This is a genomic window from Halorutilus salinus (assembly GCF_026242195.1).
In the GTDB taxonomy this organism is placed as follows: Archaea; Halobacteriota; Halobacteria; order Halobacteriales; family Halorutilaceae; genus Halorutilus; species Halorutilus salinus.
In genome coordinates, this window is the sequence record NZ_RKLV01000001.1 from 25,138 (window position 1) to 43,705 (window position 18,568).

The following is an 18,568-nucleotide window of genomic DNA, read 5'->3' on the forward strand; positions in this document are numbered from 1 at the left end:
GAAAGTATATATAATTACCTCTTTTCCCTATGACGTAGGGATGATGCCCCTGCAGTTACGGAACCAACCCCAACGGCAAAGACTTTAACCCGTTGGGTTCAATCCCGTGACTGTAAGACACCCATGGAGGTAGATCAATAAGCATGTATGGTACCACTATCGGAAGCACAGACGTAGAAACGACTACAGTAAGACAAGGAGGTGACACGTCAACATGAACGATAGACTGTATAGAGTGACGTTGATCCTGTCGGTATTTGCGCTGATAGGTGCGGCTGGTGCAGGTGTCGTAGCCGCACAGGACGCTACGGTAGGTAACACAACACAAGGAGATGACTACGACTCGCTACAGAACGCGATTGATGGCGAGGCGGCAGGTAGCACGATACAGGTCAATGATAGCTACGACTCGTCGGCGGATACCTTCCCCATAACGGTATCCAATGATCTCACCATCAATGGCACGGCTAACGCTGAAATCGTGGCTCAAACGGGAGATGTACCCGACAGAGATGGTGTTATCAATCAGAACGGTGGAACGCTCAACGTTGAGGACGTGAGGATAGAGGTCAACCTCGACGCCGATAGTAAGATCATCCGAGGTATCGACAGCTCGTCTGGAGAGCTCAACGTGGACAACGTTGTGTTTGACTCGTCGGACGCCAGCTTCGGATTCCCTCAGAACAACTATACCCAGCTGGTTAACTTCCAGTCCGGCAACGGTAGCGTTACGAACTCCGAGTTCAACGGGGAATTCGGTGACGCCATCCAGGTAAGAACGACCGACCCGGTTACTGTTGATAATAACGACTTTAACGGCGTCGATTCGTCAGAGGGTATCGGCGTGAACGCCAACGCAGAGGATGGTCACGATAACGTCACTGTGACGAACAATAACTTCGACACCCTCGGCGGTCCTGTCACTGACTTCAACAGTCCGCCAGCGAATGCGGACGGCTTACAGGTGAGCGGTAACACCATAACTAATTCCGACGGTCTCGGTGACAGGAGCTCCATCTCGGTGGCTGGTCTCAACTCCCAGTTCGACATAGATTCGGTAGACCCTGCGGGCGCTGACTCGACCATAAATGTAGGGACGAACGAGACGTACAATGTGACGGTTACTAACTCCGGAGCCGATCAGGACGCTAAGAACGTCTCCGTTGAGGTAGACGTTCCCGGCGGTACAAACCTAACAGCTACCGAAGATCTGGTACTGAATGCTGGTGAGACTGACAACGTCACGCTTGAGCTAGACACGTCGGGTCTAGATGCGGACACGTACAATGTCTCCGTCCGCACCAACGACAGCAACGATGACGAAGTCACCGGCGACCTGACGGTTTCGGATCCTGACGCGAGGAACTTCATCGACGGTAACATCGGTGACGACCAGCTGAACCCCATCGATAACGCCGGAGATGTCGAAATAAACGTAACGTACATCGGTGGCAGTGGTACGAGAGCCACCGACTTCACGCTCATCAGCCAGGTCCAGATAAGCGAACTCGACGACATACAAGACATCATCGACGATCCGCTGGACAACCGCGTCGACGACTCCGTCGGTGACGCTGGCTACAACCCGACCGCTCCCGATCAGAGGGACGAGTACTTCATCAACCTCCCCAACTTCGGAGACGGGACTCAGTTCAACGTTGAAGCCGATCTCGAAGGCTTCGGTGCCTTCGACGGACCCACCACGCCGCCGGTTGGTCCCGGTGGGCAGGCGGTGAGGGACATACGTCTTGAGCGCCTGATCAACGCCGACGAGATTGATATCGACAAGACCCCCGCAGACGGTAGGGTCGATCTCGGCGGCACAATAACCGACAACGTAACTGTCCTTACCAACGACACCGAACCGGCGGACGAGCTTGAACCGCTGTCCGACACGCCGGTCAACGTCACGGTGGTCGACAGTACCACCGGTGAGTTCCCTGGAGCGATATCCGAGGGAGACCTCGTCATAACTCCGGTGCCGCCCGCAAACACGGGTTCGAACGGTACCGTCGAGTTCCAGATATCGCTCAACCAATCGGGTATCAACGCGGAAGCGATAGACGGCGGAGTTGACTTCACGCTTGAGTTCGAAGCGACTGCGTCGGGTGACGGACCTGCTGTGACACAACAGCAGAACATCACCTTCGTCGGTGAACCGCCTACGGGAGATGGCACGATAGCAGGCGACGTTGAGGAGATAGTCACCGACGGTGCCAGCAACACAGAGTCTGCAGACGGGGTCAGTGTGCACGCTGTAAACACAGACCGTGTTGACTCCAACACCCACGGGTTCAATACTTCCGGAGGTCCTGCCACCGTGGAAACCTGGGTTACTGCTGACGAAGAGCGTACAACTCCTGAAAGCGTTCCCGGCGAAGGGAACGACTACGGCGAGTACTTCCGTGTTGCGGAACTCAATACCGACGGTACCGTAGCGGAGATTCTTGACGTTCGGACGGACTACCTCGTTAGTCCGAGCACTAACGCGTACTCGCAGAACCTCTCGATGCCCGGAACCGGATTCACGTCCGATTCCACATCTGATGTCGGTGTCGCACCGCTGGAGCCTGGTGACTACCAGATCCAGTACTCCACCGACGGCTCCTTCGACAGCCCCGACCTGTCGAACTTCACAGCGACCGCGAACCTGACGTACGAGTTCACCGAACAGAGGTACAACGGCTCCGCGGCTGTCCACACGGACGTGACCCGTGACGACGGAACGTACGAGCTGTACAACCTGTTCACCAACGCTGACGCAGACACCAACTCTGACGCAGGTCAGACGTACGTCACAATAGCGGCTGACGACACTACCGCACTCGGCTTCGCCAACTTCCGTGGATACGATACGGTTGATGTTCAGCAGAACAGCGACGCCGGTGGAGCCGACGACGACACAGGACAGCTTGAGACGGACCTTTCCGTCTTTGAGGTTCCTGTCCAGCCGGACAGTGTCAACGTCACCAACATAGGCACGGTTTCAAGCCCTGCCGACGCTGACGCTAACTTCAGCCAAGATCTCAGCGCATTTGCCGACACATCTGACAACACGCGCCAGGCCATACCGCGTGACGGTAGCACCGTGGACGTCATCGAACTCCGCACGTTTGCGGAGGAAGGCGATGTCTCGGTAGGCGCTGACGCTACCGTATCGTTCTCGGAAACCGATGTCCCCGAGACGTTCGCTGGTAGCTTCCTCGCCGACGGTGTCGGTGGGGATGTCTCGGTTAACAGCGACGACCAGATAACCGTCGATACCAGCCCAGAGGAAGGAAGCTACGAAGCCGGCGAAGCCGTCATCTTCCTCCGGTCTGACTCGGCTGGTCTCGATGACGACGCTAACCTAACCGTTGAGGCTGACCTCTCTGGTCTCGACACGGACACCACCGACAAGCTGTTCGAGGGCGTCCTGTCGCAGAAGTACGAGAGTGCGAGTATAACCGGTGTCGTGACCGACGATAACGACAACCCGGTTGACGCTCGTATCTTCGTCAGCGAGTTCGTTGACGAAGGTGCAGGCATCGAGATAACGTTCGTGCCCGACGACGTTGAGGATCTCAACAACTTCACGGCGACGGTCAGTCAGATAGGCGGTCCGACGCTTGAAACGGTGGATCTCACCGCAGAGGATATGCAGGAGTTCGAGTTCCAAGGATTCGGTTCCAACCTGTCGCTCGCGGCTGGTGAAGAGCCATACCAGCTCCTCGCAGACCGTGCGGCAGACAGAACCACCCTGTCACCTGTACCGGCTGTCCCGGATGCTCAGCTCGGACCTACTGAAGATGTCACCTACGCCCTCAGAGGCGTCTCGGCACAGGGTCAGACGGGTACATCGGTCAGTACAGCCGTCGAGGTCAACCGTACGAGTACCGCCAGCGTCGTCATAGACGCTATCGAGACGGAGTACCAACTCTCCAACCTGAACCCTACCGACGCAACCATCCAGCAGGGTGACGATCTGACGGTTACCGCCGAAGTCACCAACTCCGGTGACTTCGCCGATAACCAGAGCGTCACGCTCGAGGTTGAGAACGAGGCAGGGGACGTAACGGAGATTGCGAGTCAGTCCGTCGAACTCTCTGCTGACGCCTCGACAACGGTCACCTTCACCGCCGAAAACGTTGATCTAGCGCCGGGTAACTACACGCACGCTGTCGCGTCCGAAGACAGTAGAGTGGAAGGCAACCTAACGGTTGAGGAAGCGCCCGACGAAGCGAACTTCGAGGTTTCGAACCTCGATCCGGCTGACGCGACGGTGACGGAAGGAGCCGATCCGATCAACGTCACAGCAGACGTTGAGAACACGGGCGACCTTAGCGGAACGCAGAACGTGACGCTCGAAGTCACGAACGCGTCCGGTGAGGTTGTCTACTCCGACACGGTGAGCACGGAACTCGATGCTGGAAACAGCACGACGGTGGAGTTCACCGGCGTCCAAGCAGGTGACCTCGCACCCGGCGACTACACGCACGCTGTCGCGTCCGATGACAGTAGCGTGGAAGGTAACCTAACGGTTGAAGAGGCACCTGATCCGGCGAACTTCGGTGTCTCGAACCTCGTTCCGTCTGGCGCGACGGTGACGGAGGGAGACGACCCGATCAACGTCACAGCAGACGTTGAGAACACGGGCGATCTTAGCGGAACGCAGAACGTGACGCTCGAAGTCACGAACGCGTCCGGTGAGGTTGTCTACGACGAAGAGGAGAGCGTTGAGGTTGACGGCGGAAACACCACGACGGTGGAGTTCACCGGAGTGCCCGCAGGCGACCTCACGCCCGGAGAGTACACGCACGCTGTCGCGTCCGAAGACAGTAGCGTGGAAGGCAACCTAACGGTTGAGGCGGTTGATGACGGCAACGGTGGCAACGGCGACGGTAGCGCCCCGTCCGACAACCCACTCTTCGATGAGAGCGGCGAGCCGATGGATGGGCTTGACGTCACCGACGCTCTCACCACTTGGACCGAGACAGGTGAGATAAACGGTGAGCCCGTTGAGGGTCTTGATCTTATCGACTACCTCAGCGATTGGAACGAAGCACAGAGCGGTAACTAAAGACCGAGCCACGCGGCTGAGGTAGCCGCGTAACAATACGACCTTCTTCTTTCTTTCGACAGCTCACCAGTAGCCACAGCGCAGTCTCGCCGGAGATATATCCTATCCACACAAAGACTATATCCTCCTAGTGCCGACTTGATCTATGAGACTAAAAATCGCCGTGCTCTGTATAGCCCTACTTGCATTTACTCTATTCCCAGCCGCGCAGGCTTCGGATACCACCGTCGCACACGAGGTAGAAAAGAAGATGGAAACCTCCACCGAACCCGTCGAGGTATTTGTCAACCTCAAGAAGCTAAATGGGTTGATGACACAACGGACGAGGGAACACCAAACCACGATCTCCCAACAGCGCCTTATCGACTACGCAGAATCAACCGAAGGGATCCGTGTTCTCAAGGATTTCTGGATAACAAACTCTGTCTTAGTTGAGATAGACCCGAGGTACGACCATGAGAAGCTAACCCGTATCGACGGGGTACGCTCCTTAAGCCCGAACGCTCAGATGGGTGTTCTCGGTTCGTCCTCGTTGGGTCTACAGAACTCATCCACCGGTTCTACCACTGATCGATCCCCGACTACCACGCAATCAGTATCCACGAAATCAACCGACACGACCTACGGTATACAACAGATAAACGCCACGGACGTCTGGTCTCAGTACAACACCCAAGGCGAAGATGTCCGGGTGGCTATCCTTGACACGGGCGTTAACGTCAGCCACCCTGACATAGAGCTACGTACGACCGACCCCTCTAACCCTACCTATCCGGGAGGCTGGGCTGAGTTTGACTCCAACGGTAACAGGGTCACCGGATCTGAGCCACACGACACGGGCACCCACGGAACACATGTAACCGGCACAGTCGGCGGCGAACACACCGGTGTAGCTCCTAACGCGAGCCTGATGCACGCGCTCGTGGTGAATGACGGATCCGGTGGAACCTACGCACGGGTAATCGCAGGCATGGAGTGGGCTGTCGAAAACGATGCGGATGTCGTTTCTATTAGCCTAGGAGGGGATAAGATCCAATCCACCTGGATCGACGCCGTAGAGAACGCGAATCAGATGGGTACGGTGGTCATAGCCGCTACCGGAAACTATAATCAAGGCGGGGACGGTAGAAGCTCTACCCCTGGAAACGTGTACGACGTTTTAGGGGTCGGTGCCGTTGATACTAAGCTTGAGGTACCGGGTTTCTCCGGCGGCGAACTTCTTAATACCGATTCAACCTGGGGTTCCTCTGCCCCGGAAGACTGGCCTAATCAGTACGTCGTGCCCGATATAGTAGCGGCGGGTCTTTCGGTAAACAGCACCTCGGCTAACGGCGGATATGAAATACAGAGCGGGACAAGTATGGCAACCCCACACGTCGCAGGCGCTACCGCACTCGCACTCTCGGCTACGGGCGACAAGAGTCCCGACCGCGTGACCGACGCGTTTGCACTCACGGCTTTCGGGTCGGGTTCGGAGGAACCGGGCACGAGATACGGACACGGGGTAGCGGACGCTCTCGCTGTTACCGAACATCTCATCGACGACGCTTCCGTATCGGGTACGGTTGTCAATGGTTCGGGGACTCCTATTAACGATGCCAATGTCACCGTGGACGGTCTTCGTGTAGATTCCACAGGAGGAAGCTACGATGTGGGTCTCACCTCCGGAAGCTGGGATCTTGAAGTATCCGCTCCCGGATACCAGGATACGACCGAGACGGTGACGTTTGAACAAGACGAAAACGTCCGGAGGGACATACAGCTACAAAAGACACCGGACGGAAACACACCCCCAAAAGCATCGTTCACCTACTCGCCGAACAGTCCACAAACGTCGGAAACGGTAACGTTCGACGCCTCGGCTTCGTCGGACACGGACGGAACGGTACAGGGCTACGACTGGGACTTCGGCGATGGAACGACGGCTACGGGCGAAACCGTGTCACACTCGTACGGTAGTTCGGGTGATTACGTGGTTGAACTAACCGTAACCGACGGTAGCGGGGCGACGGATACAGGGACAGAAACAGTATCGGTACAGTCGCCGAATCAGGAACCGACAGCATCGTTCACGTACTCGCCAAGCAGTCCCGACACCTCCGACAGCATAATCTTCGACGCGTCGGGGTCGTCGGATACGGACGGAAGGATACAGAGCTACGACTGGGACTTTGGCGATGGAACGACAGATATTATAACGAGTGATGCAACGCAACATTTGTACACTGCACCCGGAGACTACACGGTTGAACTAACGGTCACCGATAACGAAGGTGCGACGGATACAGAGACTGAGACTGTATCGGTACAGTCGTCCGGAGGCGACAATACCCTGCCGATGGCTTCTTTCACGTACTCGCCGAACAGTCCAGAAACGTCGGATACGGTGAGTTTTGACGCGTCCGGTTCGTCAGACTCAGACGGTTCGGTAGTCCAGTACGAATGGGACGTCGACGGTGACGGGGTTATAGAGTACAGTTCCTCTATGCCCACAGTCTCACATTCATACACCAGTTCAGGAACATATACAGTCGAGCTAACCGTCACCGACGATGACGGGGATTCCGTATCTACGGGCAAGACCGTATTCATAAGATCGCCTAACAGTCCACCGACTGCGTCGTTCACCTACCAACCGGATAGCCCCGATACATCCGACACCGTGTCTTTCGATGCCTCAGGCTCGTCGGATTCGGACGGCACAATAACGTCCTACGAATGGAACTTTGGCGATGGGACGACGGCGGGCGGTGAAACAAGATCCCACTCCTATGCAGATGCCGATACGTTCACAGTCACCCTAACTGTGACGGACGATACCGGTGCGACGGATACGACCACACAAACAGTTTCGGTAAGCTCTTCGCCAAGTAACTCACCACCTATAGCAGAGTTCTCGATTACCTCTGACACTCCACAGACAGGTGAGACTGTCTCCTTTGATGCCTCTAACTCATCAGATCCGGACGGAACCGTAACATCCTATACCTGGAACTTCGGTGATGGAACGACAACAACAGGAGAAACGGCGTTACACTCCTACAGCACTCCGGGGAGTTACACTATCGAACTCACAGTGACCGATGACGACGGTGCGACAGCGTCTACGAATACTACGGTGTCTGTGAGTTCGTCAAATACCGCACCGACGGCGTCGTTCACGTACTCGCCGAGTAAACCGGAAACGTCCGACACCGTGACATTCGACGCATCAGGTTCGTTGGACTCTGATGGGGTCATACAGTCCTACGACTGGGACTTCGGCGATGGAACGACGACTACGGGCGAAACAGCGACACACACGTACAGTAATCCTGGAGACTACACAGCAACACTGACTGTGACGGGTGACGAAGGAGCGACGGATACGGAGACACAGGCAGTATCGGTGAGTAGTAGCGGTAACGGAGGCGGAGGGACACAAGGGGACATAACAGACATACAGACAACTTTGTCGGACACGGACGGGGACGGTTTGGACGATAGCATAACGGTCGACGTATCGGTGGAGTCGGACGGAGGTGTGACGGCGGTAGAGTTTGACGCGCCGTTCTCGCTTGACCTATCCGAAACGGATGAGAGTCAGGCGGCTGTCGTACAGATAACCGACGACCAAGAGGAGGAAAACGTAACGTTCGGAAGTATAGGTGGTTACACAGGAACGTACACGGTAGAAGGAACGTTGTCGGATCAGTCCGAAGGAGACGTGGGTAATGTAACGGCATGGATAGGTGGTGTATCGAGGGAATCTGCGAGTGAAACAAGCGAGACACGGTTCACGGTTGAATCGGACACGTCGCCACCGTCGGGTAGCGTTAGTATAGATGCACCGTCGACGGTTTCGCCAAATTCGAGCTTTGAGGTAAAGACGTCCGTGGAGTCGGACGGAGGAGCGACGGTGGTACAGTTCGATGCGCCGTTTTCGCTTGACCTATCCGAGACGGACGAGAGCCAAGCATTCGTGGTGAGTATAAACGACGACCAGCCTAACGAGATGGTAGCTTTCGGAAGTATGGGGCACACGGGAACGTACACCGTAGACGTCAAGATAGAAGATGGAGGCGACGAGGATAGTATAGAAGTAGCGTCCTGGATAGGCGACCTTGACCGTAGCAAAGCAGACGCGGAGGATACGGAGGTGGTCGGGGTTTCGGCTGAGGACAACCCCAGCCCGTTTATTGACTCAGGCGGACAGCCACTTGGTGAGCTACAGGTGGTACAGCGTCTGGTTCGCTGGAAAGATGACGGGAAGATAGACGGAGAGAGCTACGGAGAGATACGACTCGTCCGGTATCTCATTGGATGGAACAACGCCACATAATAAACTATCCTAACCTACCTCGTTGCTACCAACCAGGTTTGAGGTTGGTGTGTAGATCAGTACCCCCTCGCGCGTGACTGTCAACCGTTGAACGTGTTTCATCGAGTGAATATATTTCATCGTTCTTTGGTCTATATTGATCTGTTTGTCGGGGATCACAAAGATATAAGTGTTGCGCGGTAGCGAATGGTAGTATACCGGAGTGAACAGAATGGGGGAGAACAATTAACCATGGCACGAGGTATGGGTGGGCGGATTTGGTCGGGTGGACTGAACCGAATATGAGCGGGTGTACGAGCACCGGTGTTCGGATGACGTTCGGCGTAAGAAAGTCGTCCAACGCCTCAACTAGGACTGTTAAGTTACTTCGGGGGTGTCTATGACAATAGAACGCACGGTTGACAAAGACAAGTACAGTACTCAGGCACGTGGTAGCATAGGCGCGCGAAACGGAGTTCGGTCCGGCTTAGCACGGGTAAGCGACGGCATCGGTTGGGACGGGTACCGGATACCGGTTCTCCTCGCTATCGCGGCTGTCGCGCTCGTGGTTCTCGCTGGTTCGGCGGTTGACACGGTCGGTGCTGCCGACGGTGAGAACTTTACCGTTGATACTGGGACGAACGTGACAGTTGAACCGAAAAACTCTGCTGTTACGTCCACGGGTGAACTCTCAGAAACAGCACGGATGCAGACATTTAACGTCACCCTTGACCGTGGTGATATTGAGGTGGGTGAAACTACCACATTTGAAGTGGAAATAGAGGTCGCCGAACAGATTGGTGGACTCGCAGAGGTAGAAACAGTTGAGGATATCAAGGTGGAGAATATAGGTCATGACCATCCGAATCTTAGTGTTAGCCCAACCGAAGCTGATGTTGGAGATCTTACTGTCGGGAAGTCCGAGACAGTTACCTTTGACGTAACGCAAACAACTGAGGATGAACTTTTCTTTACTCTGAGGATTACGGGCAACGTCAACGGAACACAGGTTGAGCAACTGTTCTCACGTTCTATCAAACCCGAAGACGGAAACAAAACCGACTGGGTAGATACCCCTGAAGGAGAACCGTCACCAATTACGAGCGGAACCGAGTCGACTCCAACCGATAAGGTCACCAATGACTCTGTGTCTACTCAGGCAACCGCTACTGTCACAGGAACTTGGTACTACTTGGACGGTAACGATAACAAGCAACCATGCAAAAGGTGCTGGGTTGAGGTAAAAGATAATGATCCGGTAAGTGACGGAACTCTGGCAAGTGGACGGACGGACGCAAACGGTGATTATAGTTTCTCCTTTGACCCGACGAATTCGGGGGCTACCGAGTTCAGTAATGTTGATGTTTATGTGAAAGTCTACGCGGACAACGGGGTTGTGGAGGTAAAAGAAGATGGTATTTACCCAAATCCAACATACTCTGACACAACCGAAACTGAGAACGACGTTCAAGATGGGGCGTATATATCATTCTCTAACACGGTAAGTGAAAACAAGGAAGCTTGGCAAATCGCTGAAGATGCACGGACAGCTCGGGACTATATTCTGGATGAGACGGGCTGGACTAGAGACAGTATCCTAACAAGATGGCCTGCTGATAAGAGTGAATTCATGAAGTCACCAATTAGCGAACTAGATGAATATATTAAAATAGGGAGTGATTGGGATTCCGGAACTGTATACCAGGAATATGGGCATGCAGTTATGTATAGCATGTATGGTGATAGTTATCCGGATACTGATGATTATAATAACCGCCACTGCTTACATAGTCATACGGATCCTGGGTTTGCCGTTGTAGAGGGGTGGTCAGCGTTTGTCTGGGGAGCGGTGGCGGATGATTCGACTGAGGTTAGGCATAGTTACCTCAATACTAATATTGAAATTAATACTTAGTTCGATCTAGCTTTCTCTTCAGACGTAGACTGTATCCCTGGTAAATTAGGTGAAATGGACGGCAACTCTGTCGAAGGGAGCGCGGCGAGTATCTGGTGGGATATCATTGACAGTAATCAGGATAACTATCGTGAAGGAATCTCCGGCAAAGAATCCATGGACTACTCGTTTAACGATGTCTTCCAGACGATGAAGGACAACAACATAGAGAGCATGAACGAGTTCTTCAACGAGTGGGACCACGGAGACAAACACGAACTACGCAAAATATACTACAACTACGGCATCGACAGGAACACGCCACCTTCGGTCAGTAGCCCTGAGCCACCTTCTGCGAACGAAGAGAACTACGCCTACCCGTCCGGTTGGATATACTCGCCGAGTTGCTGTGGTATCGAAGTCTCAACGACTGCGAATGATCCAGATGACGGTGTAGTTAAGAACGTAACATTTGAGTATTCAACAGACGGAGGCAACTCTTGGACAGAAATTGGCACCGATGAAGATGGTTCGGACGGATGGGAAGTACGCTGGGCTACAGGTGTCACACAGGAGGGAGTACACGTCAGAGCGAGAGCCTACGACGAAATCGAGAGAGGCACATGGGAGGTCGATACCTCCTGGAACATAGATAACGACCGTCCGCTACCGACAGAGAACCTCAAAGCGTCGGTTCCTACCTCCGGATATACCGACCAGACGGACGTAACGTTCAGTTGGGACCGTCCTTCTGACGAAGGAAGCGGTGTTCAGGGCTACTACTACGAACTTGACGACGACACCCCTGACAACGAAATTACGAATCCCTCCCAAACCAGTAAGAGCTACTCGGGGCTCTCGGACGGCGAGCATACGTTCTACGTGACGGCGTACGACGGCGTACAGTTAGAAGGCGCTATGAGGGACAGAACGATAAAGATAGACACCACACCACCCACGACCACCCATGACGTCGATCAGCAGGACGGTTCCGCCGAGGTGTCGCTTGACGCAACCGACGACGGAAGCGGTGTTGAGACAACCTACTACCGCATCGACGGAGGTTCGTGGCAGACGTACAACGGTCCGTTTACCCTAACTACCACCGGCGAAAGGACCGTAGAGTACTACAGCGAGGACTCGGTCGGGAACGAAGAACAGATACAGGAGACGACAGTAACAGTCAGCCATGACTCACAGCCACCTACTGCGGATGCAGGCGGATCTTACTACGTTGACGAGGGAGGGAGTGTGAACCTGGACTCTTCCGGATCGAACGACCCGGACGGCAACATACGGGATAAGTCATGGCAGGTGGTTACCGGATCGGGTTACGTGTTCGATGGAACGTACGTAGCACCCGATAACGTCGACAGCGACGCCGACGCGACGGTTGAACTGACGGTTACCGACAACGACGACCTAAGTAACAGCGGTACGGCGACCGTGACTGTGCGGGATACCGAGGATAACAGTGGCGGCGGGGGTGGCGGAGGTGATAACACACCACCTGACGCGTCATTCACGTACTTACCAGGTAGCCCAGAGGTGGACGAAACGATAACCTTTGACGCGTCCGGTTCGTCGGATCCGGACGGAAACATACAGTCCTACGAATGGAACTTCGGCGACGGAAAAACGTCGACGGGCAAGTCCCCGTCGCACGCGTACGACGGTACGGGTGAGTACACAGTCACCTTGACAGTAACCGATGATAATGGGGGCACAGACACCGCCACACGGATGGTCCCTGTCGGTTCCCAGACAGAAACCGGGATGATCGTAGGAGAGGTCACCGACACGGACGGATATCCGGTAACCGGAGCCGAGGTTAGTCTGTACACCGGATCAAACGATGATCCCGTGGATACAGATATAACATCCCCGGACGGAAACTACAGCTTCTCCTCGCTAGAACCGGACACGTATACGGTCGAAGCTAGCTACGAGGGTTCGGTGAGTATAGACATAGTCTCGGTTGGAAGCGGTGAAACAGAATCAGCTAAAATAGCGTTGGATCTTGACGACACCGGCAACAAGACACCTGTTGCCGACTTCAGCTATTCGCCCTCGTTGCCGAGCGTAGGGGATTACATAATCTTTGACGCCTCTGACTCATCAGATCCGGACGGAGTTATACAGTCGTACGACTGGGAGTTCGGTGACGGAACGACGGCGACAGGTGTTACTCCGACACACTTGTACAGTACCGCAGGCGAGTATACTGTCACACTGACGGTAACGGATAACGATGGGCTGACGCATAAGATTACACGAACGGTATCCGTAGATTCGTCGACATCTAACTCACCACCGAGTGCAGGCTTCACTTACATGCCAAAAGGTGCGAGCGCCTCTGACAGCATAACCTTCGATGCTTCGGCTTCGTCAGATCCGGACGGAGTTATACAGTCGTACGACTGGGAGTTCGGTGATGGAACGACTGCGACAGGTGTTACTCCGACACACTTGTACAGTACCGCAGGTAAGTACACTGTCACACTGACCGTAACGGATAACGATGGAGCAACCGACACGATGACACGGACTACCCCGATAGAGTCCGACGATGATGAGGGTGGCAGGGATGGCGAAGGTACAGTAGATGACATACAAACTAGCGTGTCGGACACGGACGGAGATGGTATGTCTGATAGAATTAAAGTAGTCGTAAAGGTATCGGACGTAAGCACGGGACATACAAGAGTAGATCTAACAGAGAGTGAGTTTGACGTAGACGTGTCACCGACAGATATGGAAGACGGGGATCAAGAAGACTTCGTGTCGTCAGAGGATCCTGACAAAGACGGAACACCCGAATCCGTGGAGTTTGTTGGTGTAGCACCCGGCGGAGGTACGGTTGACGGTACCTACACTGTAGTAGCTGAACTTTCAGGTCACACAGCCGAAGAGACCGGTGTAGTTGAGGTTGACCTTGTCGGTGGTATGTCGGAATCCGAGACGTACGTTGTTGATAAAGATGGAGCCGCTGGAGAAGGAGTGTCATCTGACAACCCGTTCGGAAACACTAACAACGAACCTGTTGGGGATATACAGGCAGTACGAAGTCTAGTTAGCTGGAGTGAAAACGGTGAGATGGATGGACGGAGCTACGGTGAGATACAGCTCGTCCGGTATCTCGTTGAGTGGAACAACGCTAGATCATAACCCTTCCTCGTACCAAATCTCGACGAAACCGTAGGGGTAGGTTTAGGAACTGTGACCGGCAGACTATTGACGAGGCTAATACGAACCTCACCGATATCAACGCGGATGGTACTGATAGTTACTGTGGAAATAAACGTAACAAACGATCGCGGAGCTACTTCCGTTGAACTCAATGGATCTATTGATTCTTTAGAGGTACCGCCGGCGGGAGATGGGGTTGCCAAACCTCTGTAACGAACGTTTCAGGCGACGTAGCAAGGTTCGATAGCACGGTTACACAGGACATATTCTGTTGAGAGAACTATAGCCAATTCTCGGACGGTGACACTCTCAAGCTGACCGCGTGGGTTGGTGGTGTTGACCGGTCACAGCCGGATGATGTACGAGAAACCTCAACCACCCTTTCAGAAGGTGACAGCAATGGATCCAGCTCTAATGACGAGACAAGCTACAAGGCGATTGTGAACAAAATGATAGGGGCGACGAAGGATGTTGGAGAGAAAACCCCTAGATCTACACACCTCAGGCAGTTCTCGCCGTTGTTACGGTAGCTACCATGCGACTCTAATCAAAGAGTGGCGTTTGCTTACGAACGGGAGATGTTGGTACTGAACCGGTTCCAATAAAAACAGATGGTCAGCTGAAACGAAGATGTACAGATAGATGTACGGCGCCACGTAGGGATCCAGATCGCTCAGTATCTAATCGAGTGGAACTATCTACGGAAATAGAGCGGTAAAGCAAGTAACTAGCTCCGGTTACCTTTGGGGTAGTGTATGTCTGTTTCATTCCTGGCTCTGGAGCCGTGAACGACGCCCGTATGACGTTTTAACAGAAAGTATTTAAGCAATCCACGTATGCTATTTACCGTGAACCTGGTTAGCTGTAGGCGTATGGCTGTTCCCATGGAGGTGGAGCCAGCCGAGGCTGACCTGAGGTTCGGACAATAGTCCGAAACAGGTGAAAACATGAATAGAAAATATAGAATCACTGCGGCGCTTCTGGCGCTTGTAGTGGCTGTGTCGGTAACGGCGCTCGCCGCGCCCGTGGCGGCACAGAGTGTTGATAACGTTGACGTCACCCTTAGCGATAGCAACGGTGACGGTCTTGACGATGCTGTGACGGTGGATGTATCGGTTACAGATGATGGCGCGGCAACTGCCGTGGAGTTCGGCAGTGGCACGACGGTTGACCTTTCGGCTACCGACGAAGGTCAGGCTCCGGTTGTCAGTATAAACGACAACCAGCAGAACGAGAACGTTACGTTCGGTAGCACCGGCTACACGGGTACGTATACCGTGGAAGGCACGCTCTCCGGACAGTCTGACGGTGACTCCGTTGACGTGACTGCCTGGATTGGTGCAGTCAGCCAGTCTGATGCGGACGATACCGCCACTGCTTCCGCGACGGTTCAGAACACCACAGACGGTGACGACGGCGGAAATGGTGACGACGGTGACGAAGTAACCGTCACACCCGGCGACCGTAACCAGAACGGTCCGTTCGGTACCGGTGAGATCTACCTCGGCGAAGCAGGAAACCGTCCGACGGTCTTCCAGGGCGAGTCCGACATACAGTTCATCGCCCCTGACGGCAGTTCGATCGATACCCTTACCAGTACCGACGATCAGAACCGTGTCCTCGACGTGCCCATAGGTACGAGCGAGGAGACGGGTGCGTACACCATACAGGGTACCGACGCGGCTGACGACCCCGGTGCCGTCGTTCAGGAGCCTGAGGTAACGAGCCTCGAAATAATCAACGTCAACGGCGAGGACGTCAGTAGCGTCACGCAGGGCAACGAAATCGCCATCGGTGTTGACTTCAACTACGGAAACGCCGAGCCTCTCGACCCCGAGGTACTCGACGATGAAGGTGTCGACGTTACGGGTCAGTACGTACAGGCCGGCGCTCTCGAAGGTACGGATGGTTACGAGGATCTTCTTGGCAACGACAGTGACCTCGAAGAAGCTCAGAAGGAAAAGGTCGAGAACGAGGGCTACGACTACCTCATCTCGGCGAACTTCGGCGACTCCGGGCAGTTCGAGATAGTCGCGGGTCCCGACGGAGACGGTGACCTCGCTGACATCGACTCCGCAACGTCGACCGAGGTTCTCGAAGTCGCCTCCGACGACGACCCCGAGCTTGAACTCGAGCAGGATACGGCAAGCCAGGGTGAGGAGGTCGACGTAGAGGTCACCAACGTCGAAGACGGTGACACGTACTACGTCGCCATACAGACTGACGACAGACGTGACGACAACTCTCCCGTGGACAGGTACGTCAACGACGTCTTCGTCAACGCCGGTGACACGGAGAACACCGGTGTTACCGACGACGATGAGTACTACTACGCTGAGGTTGAGGCGGACGGTACCTCGGGACTCACGCGTATAGACACCGAGTTCCTTGACGACACGAGCATCGACATCTACCTCTACGGTGAAGGTGACCAGGATGTCGACTACGTCGGAGACACTGACTTCGAGCAGGACGATGTCTCGCTTGAAGTCTCGCAGGCACAGATAACCGTCGACTCGCCGGGTCAGACGTACGTCCCCGGTCAGGAGGTCGACCTCAACGGTACGGTCTCCGAGGGTGTCGACGATGTTGCGGTCTTCATACGTGACCGTGACAACTACTTCCACGTTACAAACATCTCGGTTGACGACGACGACGACACGTACGAGGAGACCGACTTCGACCTTAGCGAAGATTCCAATACGCAGGACGCGGCTGACATAGTCGGTCAGCCCGGTGTCTACCGTTACGGTGTCATCGACCTGCAGGACGTCGTTGCGGCGCAGAACGACCCCGACTCTGAGACTGACCGTCCGTTCGTCGGCTCCAACGTCGACGCTAACGCGGGTCTCACATCGTCCGACTTCAGTTCGGGCGCGAGCGTCCAGCAGTCGCTCCGTGTCGCCGAGCCTTCGCTCGAAGGCGCCATAGAGACGTACAACGGTGAGGTCTTCGCATCCGACGACGTTGACATCACCGGTACGCTCATCGGTCCGCGTGAGTTCGTGACGCTGTTCACCGACTCGCGTGGTAACACTGTGGTCAACACGTACAACGCCGACAGGGACAACGGAGAGATAGACGAAGAGGACATCACCATCAACTCCCTCTCGACGGGTAACGTCAGAGGCACCATCCTCAGCCCCGGACGTGACACCTCGTTCGGTGACGGCACGCTCTCGATACCGCAGTCCGAAGTTCCGGCTGGACTGGAGGCCCCTCTTGAGGGTACGGTCGACAACTTCGTCGCCGTAGCCAACGTTGCGGGTCAGGGCAGGACGCAGTCGCAGGTTACCGAGCTTCTGCTCTCCGAGACCGTCGAGGACGCGGCTAGCGACGACCTCATAGTCGCCGAGGAGTTCCGTCTCAGGGACGACTCGTCGACACAGATAGAGGACGTCGTTCCGTCGCAGATCTCCGACAACGCGACCGGAATCGTCGACATCGAGGTTGGCGAAGAGATGGTCGTGCGCGGTACAACCAACCGTAACCCCGACGACGCGACGATAGTCGTCGAGGCTACGGAAGGTCCCTCGCTCGCCGAACTCGGTACGGCGGTTACTGACGAATGGGGCTACGACGGCGAATGGAACGTCACCATAGACGTTCCCGAGTCCGTTGAACCCGGTCAGTACACCATCCAGTCCGACGACGGTGACCGTATCTCCGAGGCTAACGTCACAGTAGCCGCGGAAGGTACGTTCGAGCCGGGAGAGCGCGTCGGCGACCAGCTCGGTGAACTCCGGAACGAGATAGAGGAGCTTCAGTCCACGGTCGACAACCTTGAGTCCGAGCGTAACGATCTTGAGGAGCAGGTCACCACGCTCGAAGATGAGAACAGCCAGCTAGAGGCTGATCTCGAAGCGGCTCAGAACGATACTGACACGGGTGGTGCAGACGACACCAACGAGACTGACGACGGACAGGGTCAGCCCGGATTCACGGCTGTCGCCGCCCTCATCTCGCTGATAGCGGTTGCGCTCCTCGCAATCCGCCGTCAGGAAGAGTAGAGCAGTAGCGACGACGAAGTAGCTAAGAATCGCCCCGCCGAACATTTCTTTACTAAACAAACCGACAGCGACGCGTCTATCCTGAGACGGCAGACTTATTACTCGTAGACGACAAC

General features: G+C 55.0%; 5 protein-coding genes. All 5 read left to right on the plus strand.

Translation table 11 applies throughout. The annotated features are described in order from the left end of the window. The first annotated feature begins 214 nt into the window (after window positions 1-214). The 5 genes from EGH25_RS00145 (at window position 215) to EGH25_RS00165 (ending at window position 18,452) form a co-directional block, all read left to right on the plus strand. Window positions 215-5,059 carry a hypothetical protein gene (locus EGH25_RS00145; protein ID WP_266085245.1) on the plus strand — a complete coding sequence of 1,615 codons (4,845 nt, stop codon included), beginning with the start codon at window positions 215-217 and terminating at the stop codon, window positions 5,057-5,059. A 145-nt stretch (window positions 5,060-5,204) separates the two neighbouring features. Continuing rightward, window positions 5,205-9,380: a PKD domain-containing protein gene (locus tag EGH25_RS00150; RefSeq protein ID WP_266085247.1), complete on the plus strand. Its 4,176-nt coding sequence runs from the start codon at window positions 5,205-5,207 to the stop codon at window positions 9,378-9,380. A 379-nt stretch (window positions 9,381-9,759) separates the two neighbouring features. Next, on the plus strand, window positions 9,760-11,274 hold the full coding sequence (locus tag EGH25_RS00155) for a COG1361 family protein (protein WP_266085249.1): 1,515 nt from the start codon (window positions 9,760-9,762) through the stop codon (window positions 11,272-11,274). Between the two features lie 54 nt (window positions 11,275-11,328). Beyond that, window positions 11,329-14,421: a PKD domain-containing protein gene (locus EGH25_RS00160; RefSeq protein WP_266085251.1), complete on the plus strand. Its 3,093-nt coding sequence runs from the start codon at window positions 11,329-11,331 to the stop codon at window positions 14,419-14,421. Window positions 14,422-15,389: 968 nt separating this feature from the next. After that, a complete protein-coding gene (locus tag EGH25_RS00165) occupies window positions 15,390-18,452 on the plus strand; it encodes a PGF-CTERM sorting domain-containing protein (protein WP_266085252.1) in 3,063 nt (1,020 codons plus the stop codon). Window positions 18,453-18,568 lie beyond the last annotated feature (116 nt).

Coding starts and splice junctions, on each gene's coding strand:
- EGH25_RS00145 (WP_266085245.1), top strand. CDS start 215: ATGAACGATAGACTGTATAGAGTGACGTTGATCCTGTCGGTATTTGCG.
- EGH25_RS00150 (WP_266085247.1), top strand. CDS start 5,205: ATGAGACTAAAAATCGCCGTGCTCTGTATAGCCCTACTTGCATTTACT.
- EGH25_RS00155 (WP_266085249.1), top strand. CDS start 9,760: ATGACAATAGAACGCACGGTTGACAAAGACAAGTACAGTACTCAGGCA.
- EGH25_RS00160 (WP_266085251.1), top strand. CDS start 11,329: ATGGACGGCAACTCTGTCGAAGGGAGCGCGGCGAGTATCTGGTGGGAT.
- EGH25_RS00165 (WP_266085252.1), top strand. CDS start 15,390: ATGAATAGAAAATATAGAATCACTGCGGCGCTTCTGGCGCTTGTAGTG.